Annotated in this window: 16 protein-coding genes and 1 tRNA gene; 13 read left to right on the top strand and 4 right to left on the bottom strand. The window is 70.5% G+C overall.

Going from position 1 to position 19,475, the window contains the following annotated elements:
- Positions 1-54 precede the first annotated feature (54 nt).
- Positions 55-1,050 (bottom strand): LLM class flavin-dependent oxidoreductase, encoded by a 996-nt coding sequence (locus GA0070216_RS01215; protein ID WP_176738778.1) that lies wholly within the window; start codon positions 1,048-1,050, stop codon positions 55-57.
- Between the two features lie 199 nt (positions 1,051-1,249).
- A tRNA-Leu gene (locus GA0070216_RS01210) sits at positions 1,250-1,332 on the bottom strand.
- 96 nt (positions 1,333-1,428) lie between these two features.
- On the opposite strand from GA0070216_RS01210, the gene GA0070216_RS01205 reads away from it, so the two are divergent.
- From GA0070216_RS01205 to GA0070216_RS01150, 12 genes are all read left to right on the top strand, one after another.
- Complete coding sequence (locus tag GA0070216_RS01205) at positions 1,429-2,052, top strand: ANTAR domain-containing response regulator (RefSeq protein WP_091237379.1); 624 nt, start codon at positions 1,429-1,431, stop codon at positions 2,050-2,052.
- Positions 2,053-2,337: 285 nt separating this feature from the next.
- Entirely contained in the window at positions 2,338-3,561 is a 1,224-nt protein-coding gene (locus tag GA0070216_RS01200) for a beta propeller repeat protein (RefSeq protein WP_091237378.1), read from the top strand.
- Positions 3,562-3,834: 273 nt separating this feature from the next.
- Positions 3,835-4,995 (top strand): branched-chain amino acid ABC transporter substrate-binding protein, encoded by a 1,161-nt coding sequence (locus tag GA0070216_RS01195; RefSeq protein WP_091237377.1) that lies wholly within the window; start codon positions 3,835-3,837, stop codon positions 4,993-4,995.
- Between the two features lie 106 nt (positions 4,996-5,101).
- On the top strand, positions 5,102-6,052 hold the full coding sequence (locus GA0070216_RS01190) for a branched-chain amino acid ABC transporter permease (RefSeq protein WP_088643114.1): 951 nt from the start codon (positions 5,102-5,104) through the stop codon (positions 6,050-6,052).
- Complete coding sequence (locus GA0070216_RS01185) at positions 6,049-7,194, top strand: branched-chain amino acid ABC transporter permease (RefSeq protein WP_091237376.1); 1,146 nt, start codon at positions 6,049-6,051, stop codon at positions 7,192-7,194. The genes GA0070216_RS01190 and GA0070216_RS01185 overlap by 4 nt, the downstream gene beginning before the upstream one ends.
- Before the next feature lie 43 nt (positions 7,195-7,237).
- A complete protein-coding gene (locus tag GA0070216_RS01180; RefSeq protein WP_218108120.1) occupies positions 7,238-8,032 on the top strand; it encodes an ABC transporter ATP-binding protein in 795 nt (264 codons plus the stop codon).
- Positions 8,022-8,732: an ABC transporter ATP-binding protein gene (locus GA0070216_RS01175; RefSeq protein ID WP_091237374.1), complete on the top strand. Its 711-nt coding sequence runs from the start codon at positions 8,022-8,024 to the stop codon at positions 8,730-8,732. Before GA0070216_RS01180 ends, GA0070216_RS01175 begins: the two co-directional genes overlap by 11 nt.
- A gap of 31 nt (positions 8,733-8,763) precedes the next feature.
- A complete protein-coding gene (locus GA0070216_RS01170) occupies positions 8,764-9,669 on the top strand; it encodes an ABC transporter substrate-binding protein (protein ID WP_091237373.1) in 906 nt (301 codons plus the stop codon).
- Between the two features lie 6 nt (positions 9,670-9,675).
- Positions 9,676-10,665, top strand: a complete 990-nt coding sequence (locus tag GA0070216_RS01165) for an amino acid ABC transporter permease (protein ID WP_091237372.1) — start codon at positions 9,676-9,678, stop codon at positions 10,663-10,665.
- A complete protein-coding gene (locus GA0070216_RS01160) occupies positions 10,662-11,495 on the top strand; it encodes an amino acid ABC transporter ATP-binding protein (protein ID WP_091237371.1) in 834 nt (277 codons plus the stop codon). Before GA0070216_RS01165 ends, GA0070216_RS01160 begins: the two co-directional genes overlap by 4 nt.
- Before the next feature lie 172 nt (positions 11,496-11,667).
- Positions 11,668-14,376, top strand: coding sequence for a DNA polymerase I (gene polA, locus GA0070216_RS01155; RefSeq protein ID WP_091237370.1), 2,709 nt, complete (start codon positions 11,668-11,670; stop codon positions 14,374-14,376).
- 795 nt (positions 14,377-15,171) lie between these two features.
- Positions 15,172-15,732, top strand: coding sequence for an isochorismatase family protein (locus tag GA0070216_RS01150; RefSeq protein WP_091237369.1), 561 nt, complete (start codon positions 15,172-15,174; stop codon positions 15,730-15,732).
- Positions 15,733-15,917: 185 nt separating this feature from the next.
- Here GA0070216_RS01150 and GA0070216_RS01145 read toward each other — a convergent pair whose 3' ends face one another.
- Together GA0070216_RS01145 and GA0070216_RS01140 are read right to left on the bottom strand one after the other, a co-directional pair.
- Complete coding sequence (locus GA0070216_RS01145; RefSeq protein WP_091237368.1) at positions 15,918-16,265, bottom strand: DUF3140 domain-containing protein; 348 nt, start codon at positions 16,263-16,265, stop codon at positions 15,918-15,920.
- A gap of 206 nt (positions 16,266-16,471) precedes the next feature.
- Entirely contained in the window at positions 16,472-17,338 is an 867-nt protein-coding gene (locus GA0070216_RS01140) for a class I SAM-dependent methyltransferase (RefSeq protein WP_091237367.1), read from the bottom strand.
- 386 nt (positions 17,339-17,724) lie between these two features.
- Between GA0070216_RS01140 and rpsA the strand changes: the two genes are divergently transcribed.
- Positions 17,725-19,224, top strand: a complete 1,500-nt coding sequence (rpsA, locus tag GA0070216_RS01135; RefSeq protein ID WP_091237366.1) for a 30S ribosomal protein S1 — start codon at positions 17,725-17,727, stop codon at positions 19,222-19,224.
- Positions 19,225-19,475 lie beyond the last annotated feature (251 nt).

Raw genomic sequence — 19,475 nt, 5'->3', positions numbered from 1 at the left:
TAAAGTTAGAGGTCTTGCGCGACGGTGGGGTGACGTGGCTATGAAGAGCGTGTTTCAGACGCTCCGGGAGAGCCCACCGGCGACCTTCCCGGCCACCAGCTCGAAGGAGCGCACCCGGTCGACCACGTCGTACACCATCGTGGTGAGCATCAGCTCGTTCGCGCCGGTGCGGGCCAGCAGCTCGGACAGCTGCCGACGGACCGTCTCCGGCGAACCCATCGCCTGCCCGTCGCGGCGCTGCCGGACGAACTCCCGCTCGATCTCGTTGTACGGATACCCGGCGGCATCCTCGGGGCTGGCCAGCGGCTCCGGCCGCCCCGACCGCAGCTTGAGGAACGACAGCGCGCTCGGCCCGGACAACCACTCGGCCCGCTCGTCGGTGTCGGCGCAGACCACGTTCACCGCCACCATCGCGTACGGCTCGCTCAGCCAACGCGACGGCCGGAAGTGCTGCCGGTAGAGCTGGAGCGCGGGCAGGGTGTGCTGCGCGCTGAAGTGGTGCGCGAACGAGAACGGCAGACCGAGCAGCCCGGCGAGCTGCGCGCTGAACCCGCTGGAGCCGAGGAGCCAGACGGCGGGGGACTGGCCCAGCCCCGGGGTGGCGGTGATCGCCCCCGGGTCGTCGCCGCTGAAGTAGTTCATCAGGTCGGCCAGCTCCCGGGGGAAGCCCTCCGCCGACAGCCCCTCCATGGTGCGGCGCAACGCCAGCGCGGTCCGCTGGTCGGTGCCCGGGGCCCGACCGATGCCGAGGTCGATCCGGCCCGGGTGCAGCGCCTCCAGGGTGCCGAACTGTTCGGCGACGACCAGCGGCGCGTGGTTGGGCAGCATCACCCCGCCCGAGCCCAGCCGGATCGTGGTGGTGTGCGCCGCCAGGTGGGCGAGCAGCACCGCCGGTGCGGAGCTGGCGATCGCCGGCATGTTGTGGTGCTCGGCCACCCAGAACCGGCGGTAGCCCAGCTCCTCGGTCCGGCGGGCCAGCTCGGTGGTGTGCCCGAGCGCCTCGGAGGCGGTGGCCCCGGCGGCGACCGGAGCAAGATCAAGAACAGACATCGGTACGTCGATCACGTCACTGCCCAACCCGCCCCGCGCCGGATTTGTTCCCTGGTCGCGGAGACCGACCGGCTGCTCGGTGCTGCCCGGGTGGGTTCCTCCGGGCGGTTGCCACACGGTGATCAGGAAGATGTGTCGGCGTCGTACGGTGCAGGTGGATGAACACGCGCGCGCTGCCGAACTGCCCGTATCATCGAGGTGCCGGGAGCGGGATTCGAACCCGCAAGCCCTTTCGGGCAGAAGTGTTTGAGACTTCCGTGTATGCCATTCCACCATCCCGGCGTCACCCCGCGGGGCGCGTGGCTCACTGTACCCGACTAGGCTCTTGCGGGAGTATGGGCGGTAGCTGTGCCGAGATCGATGGTGGGGGTAGGGCTGGTGGCCGAGACGCAGACGGATTCCGAGCGCAGGCGGGTACTGATCGCCGAGGATGAGGCGCTCATCCGACTGGACCTGGCCGAGATGCTGGTCGAGGAGGGCTATGAGGTCGTCGGCGAGGCCGGCGACGGCGAAACCGCCGTCCGGTTGGCCGAGGAACTCAAGCCCGATCTCGTCATCCTCGACATCAAGATGCCGATCATGGACGGGCTGGCGGCCGCCGAGCGGATCGCCGGCGCCCGGATCGCCCCGGTGATCATCCTGACCGCGTTCAGCCAGCGTGACCTGGTGGAGCGGGCGCGCGCCGCGGGCGCGATGGCATACCTGGTGAAGCCGTTCCAGAAGAGCGACCTGGTGCCGGCGGTCGAGATCGCCCTCTCCCGCTACTCCGAGATCGCCGCCCTGGAGTCGGAGGTGGCCGGCCTCACCGACCGGCTGGAGATCCGTAAGACGGTCGAACGCGCCAAGGGCGCGCTGATGACGACGTACGGGATGACCGAGCCGCAGGCGTTCAAGTGGATCCAGCGCACCGCGATGGACCACCGGATGACCATGAAGGAGGTCGCCGAGCGGATCCTCGCCGAGACCTCCGGTGGCGAGATCGCCGAGCAGCCCACCTCCTGACCGCCCCGCTCACCGGCCGCCGATCGGCGCGTCTTTTCTCCCCGGTCGGCGACCCGCACCGTCTGGTCGGCGCGCGGGCCCGGCCCTGACCGGTGGACGAACCCGTCCTGACGGTCGGACGGTTCCGCCCCTGACTGGCGGCTGACCGGTCCGTCGTCCACCCCGGACGGTGGGCGTCCCGTCCCCGATCGGCCGGCTCCCGGCCTCGGGCTGGTCGCGCGGGTCATCCGGCAGGTGGCCCGACGCGGACCCCCACGGCGGGCTTCCGCTGCGTAGCATCGACGCATGTCTGCCCGGCGGGTGCTCGTGGTGTGCGCTCTGCTCGTCCTGGTGGTCGCCGGCTGCGACCGCCCTGGAACCGGAGGCGACCGGGGTGACCCGGGAGTCGGCCGGTCGCCGGCCGACCGCGACCGGCCGGCGTCCATGGAGTTGGCCTGGCAGGAGGCGACGCTGCCCCTACCTCCGGGGCCGGCCGGACGACTGGTGCTGCGCGACGCGGTCTCCTGTGGCGGGAGTTGGTTCCTGGTCGGCGGGGTCGTCGACGCCGCCGGGGAGACCCGTCCGGCGGCCTGGTCCAGTGCGGACGGCTCCGCCTGGGCCCCGGTGCCGATCGCGGCCCGGACCTTCTACGGCCGGCAGCACGTGCTCTACGCGGCGGCCTGCGCGCCCGGCCCGACGGGCGGGCCGGACGGGGGTCGGGTAGCGGCGCTGGGTGCCAAGAACGGCGGGGTGCACGGCAATCCACGTACCGCTACCTGGGTACGCGACGGCGCCGGCCCGTTGCGGGAGGTGCCGGCGGCGTTCGAGCTGTTCGGGGGGCCGCGCGCGGTCAGCGTGGCCCGGCTTGCGGCCGGTGCGGGTGGCTGGTTGATCGCGGGTGCCCGGGTGGACGGCGCGGCGGTCTGGACGTCACCGGATGCGGGCGGCTTCACCCTGGCCGAAGGGCTGCCGGAGCTGGCCGGGGACGCCCGGGGTCGGACGGCGGCGTACGACGTGGTGGCTCTGCCGACGGGCTGGCTGGTGGTCGGATCGCTGCTGCCGGCCGGCGGTGCCGCGCTGACACCGATGGCCTGGACCTCGGTCGACGGGCGGTCCTGGCGGCGGACGGAGTTGCCGGTCGGGAACGGGCGGGGGCGGGCGGAGCGGGTGGTGCTGCGCGACGGCGTGCCGGTGGCGGTCGGAGCGGTCCCCGACGGCTTCGCCGTGTGGCGGGCCGACGACGGGTCGCGGTGGCGGCGGGTCGGTGGGTTCGGGGCGGTCGGTCCGGGGGTGCTGTCGGTGGTGGGGCTGACCGTGGTGCGGGGCGTGCTGGTGGCGGTGACCGGTGACGGCGCCGGTCGCTCTGCGTGGGCGTCGACGGACGGTGGGGCGTCGTGGCGGCCGGTGCCGACGCCGTCGATGGTGGTTGATGGGGGTGACACCGCCCTGACGATGGCCGGCGGGGAAGATCGACTGGTCTTGCTGGCCGACGACGGCCGAAGCTCTCATGCCTGGTGGGGGCGGGTTTGAGTGGCTATCGGCAGGGGGTGGCCCCGGGAGCGCTCCACACCTTCGAAAGAAAAGTGAAAGTCCTTCAGGGTTGATGGTTCTTACAGCGATCGTTTCCAATCCGCCACGGCGTGTAACGGTTCGATCAACCCCGCTTGCTGGGGCTTACGTCACCGCTTCCCGGTGGGATAACGTCCCGGCCCAGACCGGCGACGACGGTCTGGTTCGTCCGCCCCCGCAAGGGCCAATAGGCAGCGGGTGGTTCGGACCATGCGACGGAGGAGGGTTCCGGCCTTGAGGCAGAAGCTCGCACGCGTGATCGGTGGAGTCGCCATGCTGGCGCTCGTCGCCGGCGGCACCGCTTGCTCCAGCGGCAGCGACGACGAGGCGTCCGGTGGGGATGGCTGCGGCAGCAAGATCGCGTTCTTCGGCGCGCTGACCGGCAGCTCGGCGGCGCTGGGCATCAACGAGAAGAACGGCGTCAAGCTCGCCGTCGAGAAATACAACAAGGAGAACGCCGACTGCAAGGTCGAGCTGGCCGAGCTCGACTCGCAGGGCAGCCCGGACCAGGCCCCCGGCCTGGCCCAGAAGGCCATCGACGACGCCAAGATCCTCGGCATCATCGGCCCGGCCTACTCGGGTGAGTCCGAGGCCGCCGGCCCGCTGTTCAGCGAGGCCGGTCTGGTCACCATCACCCCCTCCGCCACCCGTCCCAGCCTCGCCCAGCAGGGCTGGAAGACCTTCTTCCGGGCGGTCGGCAACGACCTGAGCCAGGGCCCGGCGGCCGGTACCTACATCAAGAACGTGCTCAAGGCCGACAAGGTCTACGTCATCGACGACCAGTCCGCCTACGGCGCGGGCCTGGCCGACGAGGTCAAGAAGGTCCTCGGCAGCGCGGTCGTCGGCTCGGACAAGGTCCAGGGCGAGGGCAAGCAGACCGAGTTCTCCGGCGTGGTGACCAAGGTCAAGGCCGCCAACGTCAAGGCGGTCTTCTTCGGCGGCTACTACCAGGAGGCCGGCCTGATCCGCAAGCAGCTCACCGCTGCCGGCGTCACCGCCCCGCTGGTCGCCGGTGACGGCACCAACGACCCGGCGTACATCACCTCGGCCGGTGCCGCCGCTGCCGAGGGCACCATCCTCACCTGCCCGTGCGCGCCGGCCGCCGAGGCCCGCGGCACGTTCGTCGAGGAGTTCAAGGCGCTCAACGGGGCCGACCCGGGCACCTACAGCGACACCGCCTACGACGCCGCGAACATCCTGCTCGCCGGCATCAAGGCCAAGAAGACCACCCGCGCCGACCTGCTCGAGTTCGTGAAGAGCTACGACGGCGAGGGTGTCGCCTCCAAGTACAAGTTCGTCGAGGGCGGCGAGCTGGACCCGGCGCAGGTCGTGGTCTGGGCGTTCAAGGTGCAGGGCGGCAAGGTCGTTCCCGACCAGGAGATCCCGAAGTCCTGACCACGGTCGCCGAGAGCGATTGACGACAGATCGCGGGTGCGGCCGGGAGCTAGCTCGCTCCCGGCCGCACCTTCTCTTTCTCCACACCTGACGGAGCGGCCCTCCCGTGAACTTCGACGGACTGTTCTCCAACTTCGGGGAACTCACCACGACCGGCCTGACACAGGGTGCGATCTACGCCCTGGTCGCGCTCGGCTACACGCTGGTCTACGGCGTACTCAGACTCATCAACTTCGCCCACTCCGAGGTCTTCATCGCCGGCGCGTTCGCCGCCATCTGGACCTGGAACGGCTTCGGCCTCGACCAGGACTCCCAGGTCAGCGGGGTCGGCTCGATCCTGTTCTACCTGCTCGTCGCGATGATCGTCGCGGCCATCGCGTCGGCCGGCACGGCGACCGTGATCGAGCGGGTGGCGTACCGGCCGCTGCGCAAGCGCAACGCGCCGCCGCTGGCCTTCCTGATCACCGCGATCGGTGCCTCGATCGCGATCTCGGAGGCGTTCGGCATCTGGACCCGTCGACGTCCCGAGGGCGCACCGATCCTGATCAGCCAGAAGCCACTCTTCCACCTCTTCGGGGTGCCGATCGACGGGGTGCAGTTGCTCACCCTCGGCGCCGCGCTGGTGATGATGGTCGCGCTGGACCAGTTCATCAACCGCAGCCGGGTCGGCCGCGGCATCCGGGCGGTCGCCCAGGACGCCAACACCGCCGCGCTGATGGGCGTGAACAAGGACCGGATCATCCTGATGGTCTTCATCGCCGGTGGCACCATGGCCGGCGTCGCCGGCCTGCTCTACGACGTGCGGATCCAGAGCCTGACCTACAGCGTCGGCTTCCTGCTCGGCCTCAAGGCGTTCACCGCCGCCGTGCTCGGCGGCATCGGCAACCTGCGGGGCGCCCTGGTCGGCGGCCTGTTGCTGGGTGTGGTGGAGAACTACGCATCGGGGCTGTTCGGCAGCGAGTGGAAGGACTTCGCCGCCTTCGCCGTGCTGGTGGTGCTGCTGATGTTCCGGCCGACCGGTCTGCTGGGCGAATCGCTGGGAAGGGCACGGGCATGACGACGACGGTAAATCCGCCGACCCCCGAGCAGCAGCAGGGGATCGGGACACGGCTGCGGCACGGCCGCGAGGCCATCTCGCAGCGGTGGCACGACGCCCCGCGCTGGGTGCGCTGGGCGGCGCTGGTGGCGCTGATCGCGTTCTTCTACGCGCTGCCCAACAAGGAGTTCTACCAGTACCTGGGGCCGATCCCGACCACGGGCTCCAACTTTACCCAGGTGCTGTTTACCGTCTCGATCTACGTGCTGCTGGCGGTCGGGCTGAACATCGTGGTCGGCTTCGCCGGCCTGCTCGACCTCGGCTACTTCGGCTTCTTCGCCGTCGGCGCGTACACAGTGGCGGTGTTGACCTCACCGAGCAGCAACCTCAAGACGCTCTGGCCGTGGCTGCTGGTGGTGCCGATCGCGATCGCCCTCACCATGGTCTCCGGCATCATGCTCGGCACCCCGACGCTGCGGCTGCGCGGCGACTACCTGGCGCTGGTGACGCTCGGCTTCGCCGAGATGATCCGGATCGCTGCGGTCAGCTCCGACTTCCTCAAGGGCCAGCGGGGCTTCAACCAGATCCCGCACCCACCCGGCAAGTACGCCGACGGCAAGCCGTTCTTCGGGGTGCTCGACGCCCGCCCGTACTACTGGCTGGTGCTCACGCTGATCATCCTGGTGGTGCTCGGGGTGCGGAACCTGACCCACAGCCGGGTCGGCCGGGCCTGGATCTCGATCCGGGAGGACGAGGACGCCGCCCAGCTGATGGGCGTGCCGACGTTCAAGTTCAAGCTCTGGGCGTTCGCCTCCGGAGCGGCGATCGCCGGCCTGGCCGGCGCGCTCTTCGCCGGCAAGCAGAACTTCGTCAACTCGCAGAACTTCGAGCTGCTCAACTCGATCATCATCCTGGCCGCGGTCATCCTCGGCGGCTCGGGCAACATCGTCGGCGCGATCGTCGGCGGCGGCCTGGTGGCGTACATGATCGAGCGGTTCCGCGGCATCGAGCTGTTCGGCACCGAGCTCTACGAATACCGGTTCCTCTTCTTCGGTGTGGTGCTCGTGGTGATGATGATCTTCCGGCCGCAGGGCATCATTCCGAACCGACGGCGAGCGGCGGAGTTCAAGGACCGTCGCAAGGAGGTGATCGTCGGTGAGTGACACCGAACGGACCCCGGTGGTGCCGGCCCAGGCGGACGCACCCATGGTCGAGACGCTGCCCGCGCGGGAGCCACTGCTGGAGGTCGACCACGTCACGCTGCGCTTCGGCGGCGTGGTGGCGCTCAACGACGTGGACTTCACCCTCTACAAGGGTGAGATCCTCGGGCTGATCGGCCCGAACGGCGCCGGCAAGACCACCTGCTTCAACGCGATGACCGGCATCTACCAGCCCAGCGAGGGGCAGATCCGGTTCCGCGGCGAGAAGATCAGCGGCAAGAAGCGGCACCAGATCACCCAGCTGGGCATGGCGCGGACGTTCCAGAACATCCGCCTCTTCCCGGAGATGACCGCGCTGGAGAACGTGCAGGTCGGTGCCGACGCGCACCACAGGACCAGCGTGGTCTCGGCGCTGTTCCGGCTGCCCCGGCACCGGCGCGAGGAGCGCGAGGGCCGGGAGAAGGCGGAGCGGCTGCTGGAGTTCGTCGGCATCCGGCCCCGGATGCACGAGTTCGCCCGCAACCTGTCCTACGGCGAGCAGCGTCGGCTGGAGATCGCCCGGGCCCTGGCCACCGACCCGGTGCTGCTCTGCCTGGACGAGCCGGCCGCCGGCTTCAACCCGGCGGAGAAGGAGGAACTGCTCCAGCTCATCCGGCAGATCCGCGACACCGGCGTGACCGTGCTGCTGATCGAGCACGACATGCGCCTGGTCATGGGCGTCACCGACCGGATCGTGGTGCTGGAGTTCGGGAAGAAGATCGCCGAGGGTCTGCCCGCCGAGGTGCGGGACAACCCGAAGGTGGTCGCGGCGTACCTGGGGGTACCGGACGATGCTGCTTGAGATTGACGACGTCAGCCTGCTGTACGGGCGCATCCAGGCGCTGCACGGGATCAGCCTGACCGTGGGCGAGGGCGAGATTGTCGCCCTGATCGGCGCGAACGGCGCCGGCAAGTCCACCACCATGCGGGCGATCTCCGGCATCCGGCCGATCGCTACCGGGGCGATCCGCTTCGAGGGCGAGGACATCTCCAAGCTCCGGGCGGACCTGCGGGTCCGGCGGGGGCTGTGCCAGGCCCCCGAGGGCCGGGGCATCTTCCCCGGCATGAGCGTGCTGGAGAACCTCGACATGGGCGCCTACACCCGGCGGGACCGGGCCGGCATCGCCCAGGACCTCAACCGGGTGCTGGAGCTGTTCCCCCGGCTGGCCGAGCGGCGCAAGCAGGCCGGGGGCACCCTCTCCGGCGGCGAGCAGCAGATGCTGGCCGTCGGCCGGGCGCTGATGAGCCGACCCAAGCTGCTGCTGCTCGACGAGCCGTCGATGGGTCTGGCCCCGATGCTGATCCAGCAGATCTTCACCATCATCACCGAGATCAACGAGCAGGGCACCACCATCCTGCTGGTGGAGCAGAACGCGCAGCAGGCCCTCGCCCGGGCCCACCGGGCGTACGTGCTGGAGACCGGGCGGATCGTCAAGAGCGGCACCGGCGCGGAGCTGCTGCACGACCCGTCGGTCAAAGAGGCGTACCTCGGCGTGGCCTGACCGCGTCGCCCCCCTCGCAAAGGAGTACACAATGTTCCAGCTCCACCCCGGTCGGCGGGCGGCGCTCGGCGTCGCCGGCGCTGCCGTCCTGCTGCTCTCCCTCGCCGCCTGCGGCGAGGAGGAGAGCACCGAGCAGCCCGGCGGCGGTCCCTCGGTCAGCGCGTCGGCGGACACCTCCCTGGCCGACAAGGTGCCGGCCGCGATCAAGGCCGACGGTAAGATCGTCGTGGGCACCGACTCGACGTACGCCCCGGCGGAGTTCCTGGACTCCGACGGCAAGACGGTCATCGGCTTCGACGTCGAGCTGTTCACCGCCGTGGCGGCCAAGCTCGGCCTCAAGGCGGAGTTCGTCTCCGCGCCGTTCGGCGACATCATCTCCGGCGTCGGCAGCGGCAAGTACGAGGTCGGCGTCTCGTCGTTCACCATCAACGACGAGCGCAAGCAGCAGGCCAACATGGTCAGCTACTTCCAGGTCGGCACCCAGTGGGTGACCAAGAAGGGCAACCCGGCCGGCATCAAGATCGACGACGCCTGCGGCAAGAAGATCGCCGTGCAGAAGGACACCGTCCAGGTCGAGGACATCCAGAAGCGCTCCAAGACCTGCGCCGGCGCCGGCAAGAAGGCGATCACCATCGAGCAGTTCCCCGGTCAGGACGCCGCGACCGCCGCGGTGGTCTCCGGCAAGGACGACGCGATGCTCGCCGACTACCCGGTCGGGGTGTTCGCGGTGACCCAGTCCAACGATGCCCTCGAACTGCTCGACAAGCAGTACGAGGCCGCCCCGTACGGCTACGTGGTCGGCAAGGACCAGGCGGCGTTCGCCGAGGCGGTCCGGGACGCGACCAAGGCGCTGATCGCCGACGGGTCGTACAAGTCGGTGCTGGACAAGTGGAAGGTGGCGGACGGCGCGATCACGGACCCCGCGATCAACCCGTAACCAGTCATGGAATCCCACGACACTTCCACCGTGCGGGCGCGGCCGGAGCCTCTCCGCGCCGTGCCCGTACGGCACCCGGGGCGCTGGGTCGCGGTCGCCGTGCTGGCCGTGCTGGTCGCCATGTTCGTCCACCTGCTGGTCACCAACGCCGCCTTCAACTGGTCGTTCATGGCGGACAAGATGTTCCGTCCGCCGATCATCGAGGGGCTGCTGCGCGGCACGGTGCTGATGACGGTGAGCGCGATGCTCATCGGCGTCACCCTCGGCGTGGTGGTCGCGGTGATGCGGCTGTCGGACAATCCGATCCTGCGCGGGGTCGCCTGGCTCTACACCTGGTTCTTCCGGGCGGTGCCCCGGCTGGTGCTGCTGGCGGTCTTCGGCAACATCGGCATCCTGTGGAGCCGGATCGAGTTCGGGGTGCCGTTCGACACCCAGCTCGGCCAGCTCTTCGGCATCGACAACCTCAACCTGCGGCTGTTCGGCTTCTCCTCCCGGGACATCCTCACCGGGTTCATGGCCGGCCTGCTGGGGCTGGCGCTCTCCGAGGCGGCCTACATGGCCGAGATCGTCCGCGCCGGCATCCAGTCGGTCGACGAGGGGCAGACCGAGGCGGCCCAGGCGCTGGGCATGAGCCGCGGTCAGCTGCTGCGCCGGGTGGTGCTGCCGCAGGCGATGCGGGTGATCATCCCGCCGACCGGCAACGAGACCATCGCGATGCTCAAGGACACCTCGCTACTGCTCTACGTGCCGGTGAGCGTGGAGTTGTTCTTCCAGCTCGACGCGGTGGGCAAGCGGACCTTCCAGATCTTCCCGATGTACGTGGCCGCCTGCCTGTGGTACCTCTTCCTGACCAGCATCCTGCTGGTCGGGCAGTACTTCCTGGAGCGGCACTTCGGCAAGGGCTACGGCCCCGCCGGTCGGGCCCGGCTGCGGTTGCGCGGGATGGCGGCGGAGACCGGTGGCGGCGGCAATTCGGGGACGGTGGGTCCGGCATGAGTGAGCTGATTCCCGGCCAGCCGGGCGCGCCGGCCGCCGAGTCGCGGGCCGGTGCGCCGGCCGACGGGTCCGGGCTGATGGTCCGGGCCGAGCAGGTGCACAAGTCGTTCGGCTCCCTGGAGGTGCTCAAGGGCATCGACCTGGAGGTCCGGGCCGGCGAGGTGTGCTGCCTGCTGGGGCCCTCCGGCTCCGGCAAGTCGACCTTCCTGCGCTGCATCAACCACCTGGAGAAGATCAACGCCGGCTCGATCCGGGTCGACGGCGACCTGATCGGCTACCGGGAGCGCGGCGGCAGGCTGCACGAGATGCGGGAGAAGGAGGTGGCCGCGCAGCGCCGGGCGATCGGCATGGTGTTCCAGCGGTTCAACCTCTTCCCGCATATGACGGTGCTGGGCAACGTGGTCGAGGCTCCGGTGCTGCTGGGCCGGGAGAAGAAGGCGGCGGCCCGGGAACGGGCCGCGCAGCTGCTGGAGCGGGTGGGGCTGGGCGACAAGCTCGGGGCGTACCCGGGTCAGCTCTCCGGCGGGCAACAGCAGCGGGTGGCGATCGCCCGCGCGCTGGCCATGCGGCCGAAGCTGATGCTCTTCGACGAGCCGACCAGCGCGCTCGACCCGGAACTGGTCGGTGAGGTCCTCGACGTGATGAAGGACCTGGCCCGGGACGGGATGACCATGATCGTGGTGACCCACGAGATCGGCTTCGCCCGGGAGGTCGGCGACACGCTGGTCTTCATGGACGGCGGCGTGGTCGTCGAGGCCGGCGACCCGCGCGAGGTGATCGCCAACCCGCAGCACGAGCGGACCAGGGCGTTCCTGGCCAAGGTGCTCTGACCGTTGGCCCGACGGCGGCCCGCTGCGGTGTCACCCCACCGCGTCGGGCCGCCGTTTCTGTCCCGTTATGCCCGCGCCCCGGGTCCGGGGTCCGTCCCGGTCCGGTGGCCACCACGGGGCGCGCCCGTGCCGCCGCCCGGCCTTGTCGGGGGTACGGACTAGAGTCGCTGCCGTGACAGCTACGACGCCGCGCCTGCTTCTCGTCGACGGACACTCCCTGGCATACCGGGCGTTCTTCGCTCTGCCGGTGGAGAACTTCTCCACCACGACCGGGCAGCCGACCAACGCGGTCTACGGCTTCACCTCGATGCTGATCAACGTGCTCCGCGACGAGCAGCCGACCCACATCGTGGTCGCCTTCGACGTGTCCCGGCACTCCTTCCGCACCGAGAAGTACGCGGAGTACAAGGCCGGCCGCAGCGAGACCCCGGCCGACTTCAAGGGTCAGGTCAGCCTGGTCAAGGAGGTCCTCGACGCGCTGCGCATCCCGGTCGTCGAGCAACCGGGCTACGAGGCCGACGACGTCATCGCCACCCTCGCCTGCCAGGCTCGCGACCAGGGCATGCAGGTGCTGATCAGCACCGGCGACCGGGACGCCTTCCAGCTCGTCGGCGACACCGTGACCGTGCTCTACCCCCGCAAGGGCGTCTCCGACCTGGCCCGGATGGACCCGGCCGCGATCGAGGCGAAGTACGGCGTGGGCCCGCAGCGCTACCGCGACCTGGCCGCGCTGGTCGGCGAGACCAGCGACAACCTGCCCGGCATCCCCGGCGTCGGCCCCAAGACGGCCGCCAAGTGGATCACCACGTACGGCGGGGTCGAGGGCGTGATCGCCCACGCCGACGAGATCAAGGGCAAGGCCGGCGACAGCCTGCGCGAGCGGCTCGCCGACGTGATCCGCAACTACGAGATCAACTGCCTGGTCTCCGACCTGGAGCTGCCGGTCCGTCCCGAGGACGCCCGCTGGCAGGGCTGGGACCGGGAGGCCGTGCACCAGGTGTTCGACACCCTCCAGTTCCGCATTCTGCGCGACCGGCTCTACCAGTACCTGGAGGCGGTGGAGCCGGAGGCCGAGGCGGGCTTCGACCTGACCGCCGAGGTGCTCACCGCGCCCGGCGCGTTGAGCGGCTGGCTGGCCACGCACGCCCCGGTCGGCACCCAGGTCGGCGTGGCGGTGAAGACGCCGGCCAAGCCGAAGGAACCCCGCGAGCGGTACGAGCCGCAGCTGGAGGCACTGGCGTTCGCGCTGGCCAGCGGTCCGGCGGCGTGGCTCGACCCGACGACGCTGGCCGAGGACGACGAACGCGCCCTGGCCGGCTGGCTGGCCGACCCGCAGCAGCCGAAGGTGCTGCACGACAGCAAGCACGCCCGGCTCGCGTTCGCCGCACGTGGCTGGTCCCTGGCCGGCGTCGCCCGGGACACCGAGGTCGCCGCCTACCTGGCCCGTCCCGACCAGCGCTCCTACGACCTGACCGATCTGGCGCTGCGCTATCTGCACCGCGAGCTGCGGGTCGACGCGCCGGAGACCGGGCAGCTCACCTTCGACGGCCTCGGTGACGACGGCGAGGCCGAGCAGAACCTGATGCTCCAGGCGCGGGCCACCCTCGACCTGGCCGACGCGATCGACGCCGAGCTGTCCCGCGACGGCGAGCAGTCCGCCCGGTTGATGGCCGAGGTGGAGCTGCCGCTGTCCGAGGTGCTCGCCGCGATGCAGCGCGTCGGCATCGGCGCCGACCTGGACTATCTCCAGGAGCTGGAGGCGCACTTCGCGGGCGAGGTGAAGTCCGCCGCGCAGAGCGCGTACGCCGCCGTGGGGCGGGAGTTCAACCTGGGCTCGCCCAAGCAGCTCCAGGAACTGCTCTTCGGCGAGCTGGGGCTACCGAAGACCAAGAAGATCAAGACCGGCTACACCACCGACGCCGACGCGCTCCAGTGGCTGCACGCGCAGAACCCGCACCCGGTGCTGGAGCACCTGCTGCGCCACCGGGACGTGGCGAAGCTCAAGACCACCGTCGACGGCCTGCTCAAGTCGGTGGCCGATGACGGCCGCATCCACACCACGTTCAAGCAGACCGTGGCGGCCACCGGCCGACTCTCCTCCACCGACCCGAATCTCCAGAACATCCCGATCCGCACCGAGGAGGGCCGGCGCATCCGCCGGGCCTTCGTGGTGGGCGACGGCTACCAGACGTTGCTCACCGCCGACTACAGCCAGATCGAGATGCGGATCATGGCGCACCTGTCCCTGGACGAGGCGCTGATCGAGGCGTTCAACTCCGGCCACGACTTCCACGCCGCCACCGCGTCCTCGGTCTTCGAGGTCCCGGTCGGCGAGGTCACCGCCGACCAGCGCCGCAAGATCAAGGCGATGAACTACGGCCTGGCGTACGGGCTGAGCGCGTTCGGCCTGTCCCAGCAGCTCGGCATCACCGCCGAGGAGGCCCGAGGGCTGATGGACAACTACTTCGCCGGCTTCGGCGGGGTGCGCGACTACCTGCACGAGGTGGTGGCCCGGGCCCGTCAGGACGGCTACACCTCCACCGTCCTGGGTCGCCGCCGCTACCTGCCCGACCTGGTGAGCGACAACCGGCAACGCCGGGACATGGCCGAGCGGATGGCGCTGAACGCCCCCATCCAGGGCTCGGCGGCCGACATCATCAAGGTCGCCATGCTGCGCGTCGACACCGCGGTGCGCGACGCCGGGCTGCGGTCCCGGATGCTGCTCCAGGTGCACGACGAGTTGGTCTTCGAGGTCGCCCCCGATGAGCGGGAGGCGTTGGAGGCGCTGGTCCGACAGGAGATGGGTGCCGCGTACCCGCTGTCGGTGCCGCTGGAGGTCTCCGTCGGCGAAGGCCGGGACTGGAACAGCGCCGACCATTAGTCCCGTTGGCCCTTCGGCCCGGTGGGCCCGTTTGGCTGATCGGCCCGGTGGCCGAGGTCGGCTGGTCGGCTGGTCGGCCCGGTGGGCTGGTTGGTCCAGTGCCCGTTGATCCGTAGCCCTTCGCCGCCGGTTGGCCCGGTGATCGGCTGTTCGGGGAGTGACGGGTCCGGTTCGCGGTGCGGACCGGTGGTGCCCGCCGCCTGTTGTCCGTCGCGGGTCGGCCGGGGGCGCGACGACGGCGCCCGGGTGTCGACCGGGACGAGGGTGTCCTCCGACTGTTGTCCGTTGCGGGTCGGCCGGGGCTATGTGCTTCCGGAAGTCGTTATGCCGCGCTGTCATATTCATGCCCCAGCGGCATATCGCTCGCGGTGGTAACCATGCCCCAGCGGCATATCGCTCGCGGTGGTAACCATGTCCGGAGGTGGATCGCGTCGCGGGGGTCCGCACGCGGTGGCGGGATCAGCGGCACGAACACCACATCGCGGGCGGGGTGGCCGGCTGATCCGGCGGTGGACCGGGCTCGGGGTGCCCCTCAGTGGTGTCCACGCGGGTGGACCGGGCTCGCGGTGCCCTCAGCGGTGTCCACGCGGGTGGACCGGGGGTGTGTCATCCGTCGGCACTCAACGGCGTCCACCACGGGTGGGCGGGGGCGTGGTCCGTCGGCATGTCGGCGGCCTTCCACCACGGACGAGCGGCGTACGGGTGGTCTGTCGGAGGGTCGGGCTAGCGTGCTGGGCAGCGCGTTCGACCTGACCAGTGGAATTCTGACCGGCTCGATCGGGACCAGGGGGAGACATGACCACACTCCACAACCGGCCGCACACCGCGCTGCTCGTCGTCGACGTGCAGAACGGCGTCGTCGCGGGGACGTACCGGCGGGACGACGTCGTCGGCATCGTGGGCGCACTGGTGCAGCGGGCCCGACACGAGGGGGTGCCGGTCATCTGGGTGCAGCACTCCGACGCCCAACTCGTCCGGGGATGCGACGACTGGCGGATCGTCCCCGAGTTGGTCCCCGGCGAGGCCGAGCCGCTGGTCGAGAAGCACCACGGCGACTCCTTCGAGGACACCCCGCTGGAGTCGGTGCTGGCCGGGCTGGGGGTCGGGCGACTCGTGGTGGCCGGTGCGGAGACCGACGCATGCGTCCGGTCGACGCTGCACGGCGCGTTCGTCCGGGGCTACGACACCACGCTGGTGGGCGACGCCCACACCACGCAGGACCGGACGGCGTGGGGGGCTCCACCGCCCGAGCAGGTCGTCGCGCACACCAACCTCTACTGGGCCCACCAGACGGCCCCGGGACGCACGGCCGGCACGGTCGAGGCGAAAGACGTCGACTTCGCCGCCCTGGCCTGACACCCGTCGGCTCGGCCTGACTTCGCCGCCCCGATCTGGCTCCGCTGTCCCGGCCTGACTTCGCCGTCCGTGTCGGACGCCCCGCTGTCCCGGCCTGATCTCGCGGTCTGCGTCGGATTTCCCGCTGTCCGAGCCCGGCTTCGCGTTCCAGGTTGGCGGCTGGGCCTCGGGGCGACCGGCGCCGGTCATCGCAGCGGGTCATGCCCCCAGTTCATCAGCGACCAGCGCCACTTCGTGTCCCGGACGTCGCCGGCGGGTCGCTGCGCCAGGTGCCGGTGCACGTACCCGATCACCGTGCGCATGTGCTGGTAGTCGGCGGCGGAGAGTTCGGCCCGCTTGCGGCGGAGCAGGTCGACGATCCGCCGACCGGACGAGTGGCCGACCGATTCGCCGCCACCTGACCGGCCACCCTTGTGCGAGCCGACCTGCTTGGACTCCGCCGTCTGCAACCACGAGGACAGCTCGCCGGGCCGCATGTTGACCGCCTCGGTGAACTCCCGGTAGGTCTGCTGCGGATCGTCAGCCCGGCTCATCGCGCACCGCCTCCGGCCAGTGGACGACGTCGGGGGCCGACGTGGTGGCTGCGGAACCTCTGCTCGGCCATGACCGCCGCGTACCCGACGGCGATCCACCGAAACGGTCAGGTCGGGCCGGGTGGTGCGTCACCGGGCCTGGCTCGGCGGTCGGCAGCGTGTGGTCCAACGGTTCGACCCGTTCGGCCGGCGGCCGGTGGTGGCGCTCAGCCCGACTCCGACGCCGTGCCTGCCCGTCCGGAGCGATGCGCAGCACCGGCCGGGTAGCTGCCGGCGGGCTTCTCGGTGACGAAGATGGCGGTGCCGGGGAAGAGTCGTCCGCGCAGCGGGCTCCACTGCCCCCACGTCTCCCGGTGTCCGGCCGGCCACTCCGGCTCCACCAGGTCCAGCAGGCGGAAGCCCGCGTCGATCAGCTCGCGGATCCGGTCACCGAGCGTCCGGTGCTGCTCGACGTAGCTGGCCACCCCCCGTTCGTCCTGCTCCACGTAGGGCGAGCGGTCGAAGTACGAGTGCACGGCGGTCAGCCCGCCCTCACCGGGGTCGTCCAGGAAGACCCAGCGCATCGGGTGGGTCACCGAGAAGACCCAGCGCCCGCCGGGGCGCAGCACCCGGTGCACCTCGGCCATCAGGGCTGCCGAGTCGTCGACGAACGGGATCGCGCCGAAGGCCGTGCAGGCGATGTCGAAGGATGCCTCGGCGAACGGCAGGGCCAGCGCGTCGGCCTGCACCAGCGGCACGCGTACCCCGGTGGTGCCGGCGGCGCGGGCGGCATGCCGCAGCATTCCGGCGGAGAGGTCGAAGGCGACCGGGCTCGCCCCCTGGGTGGCCAGCCAGCGGGCGCAGGACGCCGCTCCGCAGCCGACCTCCAGGACCCGCCGCCCGGCCACGTCGCCGAGCAGCCGCGCTTCGGACTCGCGCAGCCCCTCCGGGCACCAGCGGAAGTCCACCTCGCCCAGGAACGCGCCGTGCTCGGCCTGGTAGTCGTCGGCATCGGCGTCCCACCAGCCGCGGTTGGCCCGTCGTGCCTCGGTGTCGCCCACCCGGCGCCGGAGCACCCGCTCGTCGTCGTCCACCCGCTCACGCTAGGCCCTGAGGTGGTGCCGGCCGCCGGACCCCGGCGTGCGCGGCGTGCCGGACCGCCGTACGCTGTCGGTCCCGTGGGGCGGATGTGACGGATGAGACACCGGAGGCGCTTTTCCACCGAAATCTCCGCTTTCGCAGCTGGTGGGGTCGCGAGGACCCGGGAGGGCTTGCACGCTGTGGTAATGCAGCGGGTAGGCTAGACGATGCGCTCGCGGATCGTGTACCTCGGCAGGGAGCAGGTGCGCGGTCACCGGAGCACCAATGATCTTCTCTTGGCGATCGTTAGGTGGGCCCGGTGGCGGATCCGCTGGCGCGAACGGGTCACTGCGACACCACGCCTGCTGTGACAACCCATCCGACCGGAGCAACCGCCCACATGACGAGCAGCATCGAGGCCCCCTCGAGCGCCACCCGGGTCACCCACGACGATCTCGGTTCCGAGGAGGCTTTCCTCGCCGCGATCGACGAGACCATCAAGTACTTCAATGACGGCGACATTGTCGAAGGCACCGTCGTCAAGGTCGATCGGGACGAGGTCCTGCTCGACATCGGCTACAAGACCGAGGGTGTCATCCCCTCGCGGGAGTTGTCGATCAAGCACGATGTGGACCCCGCCGAGGTCGTCTCGGTTGGTGACCACATCGAGGCCCTGGTCCTCCAGAAGGAGGACAAGGAGGGTCGTCTGATCCTCTCCAAGAAGCGGGCGCAGTACGAGCGGGCCTGGGGCACGATCGAGAAGATCAAGGACGAGGACGGCGTCGTCCGCGGTTCGGTCATCGAGGTGGTCAAGGGTGGCCTCATCCTCGACATCGGGCTGCGCGGCTTCCTGCCCGCCTCCCTGGTCGAGATGCGGCGGGTGCGTGACCTGCAGCCGTACGTGGGCCGCGAGCTCGAAGCCAAGATCATCGAGCTGGACAAGAACCGCAACAACGTGGTCCTGTCCCGCCGGGCCTGGCTGGAGCAGACGCAGTCCGAGGTGCGCACCGAGTTCCTCAACAAGCTCCAGAAGGGGCAGGTCCGCAAGGGCGTCGTCTCGTCGATCGTCAACTTCGGCGCGTTCGTCGACCTGGGCGGCGTGGACGGCCTGGTGCACGTCTCCGAGCTGTCCTGGAAGCACATCGACCACCCGTCCGAGGTCGTCGAGGTGGGCCAGGAGGTCGAGGTCGAGGTCCTGGACGTCGACCTGGACCGCGAGCGGGTCTCGCTGTCGCTGAAGGCGACCCAGGAGGACCCGTGGCGGCAGTTCGCCCGCACCCACGCGATCCAGCAGATCGTGCCGGGTAAGGTCACCAAGCTCGTCCCGTTCGGTGCCTTCGTCCGGGTGGACGACGGCATCGAGGGCCTGGTCCACATCTCCGAGCTGGCCGAGCGCCACGTGGAGATCCCGGAGCAGGTCGTGCAGGTCGGTTCCGAGGTCATGGTCAAGGTCATCGACATCGACCTGGAGCGCCGCCGGATCTCGCTGTCGCTCAAGCAGGCCAACGAGGGCTTCGTCGAGGGCGAGGAGCACTTCGACCCGACCCTCTACGGCATGGCCGCGACGTACGACACCGAGGGCAACTACATCTACCCGGACGGCTTCGACCCGGAGACGGGCGAGTGGCTCGAGGGGTACGACAAGCAGCGCGAGACCTGGGAGAACCAGTACGCCGAGGCGCGTCAGCGCTGGGAGGCCCACACCAAGCAGGTGCAGACCTCCCGGGCCGCCGACGCCGAGGCCGCTGCCAACCCGGCTCCGCCCGTGGCCGCCGGTGGCACCACCACCACCTCGACCAGCTCGTCGACCCCGAGCCGGCAGGCCGAGGAGCCGGCCGGCACCCTGGCGACCGACGAGGCGCTCGCCGCGCTGCGGGAGAAGCTCGCCGGCGGCAAGTGATCCTGGAGGCTGCTTCCACCCGGTAGGGCGTCTGACGTCCCCGCCGGTCGGGAAGCGTCCCTGACGAAGAGCCCCGCCCCCGGTCCGCTGCACGCGGATCGGGGACGGGGCTCTCGCCGTTCCCGCCTGCCCCGCTCCTTGCGTGCGCTCTCCCTGCCCCTGCCCTGTTCCGGCCCGCTCCGGTTTCCGCCCGCGCCGGGCTCCATCGCGCCGGCATGATCGACTCCGTGCCGGCGCCGCGGGGCGGGGCG

Source organism: Micromonospora matsumotoense, from assembly GCF_900091525.1.
GTDB lineage: Bacteria > Actinomycetota > Actinomycetes > Mycobacteriales > Micromonosporaceae > Micromonospora > Micromonospora matsumotoensis.
The sequence above is the reverse complement of the archived record's forward strand: the minus strand, read 5'-3'. Positions and strand labels throughout refer to the sequence as shown.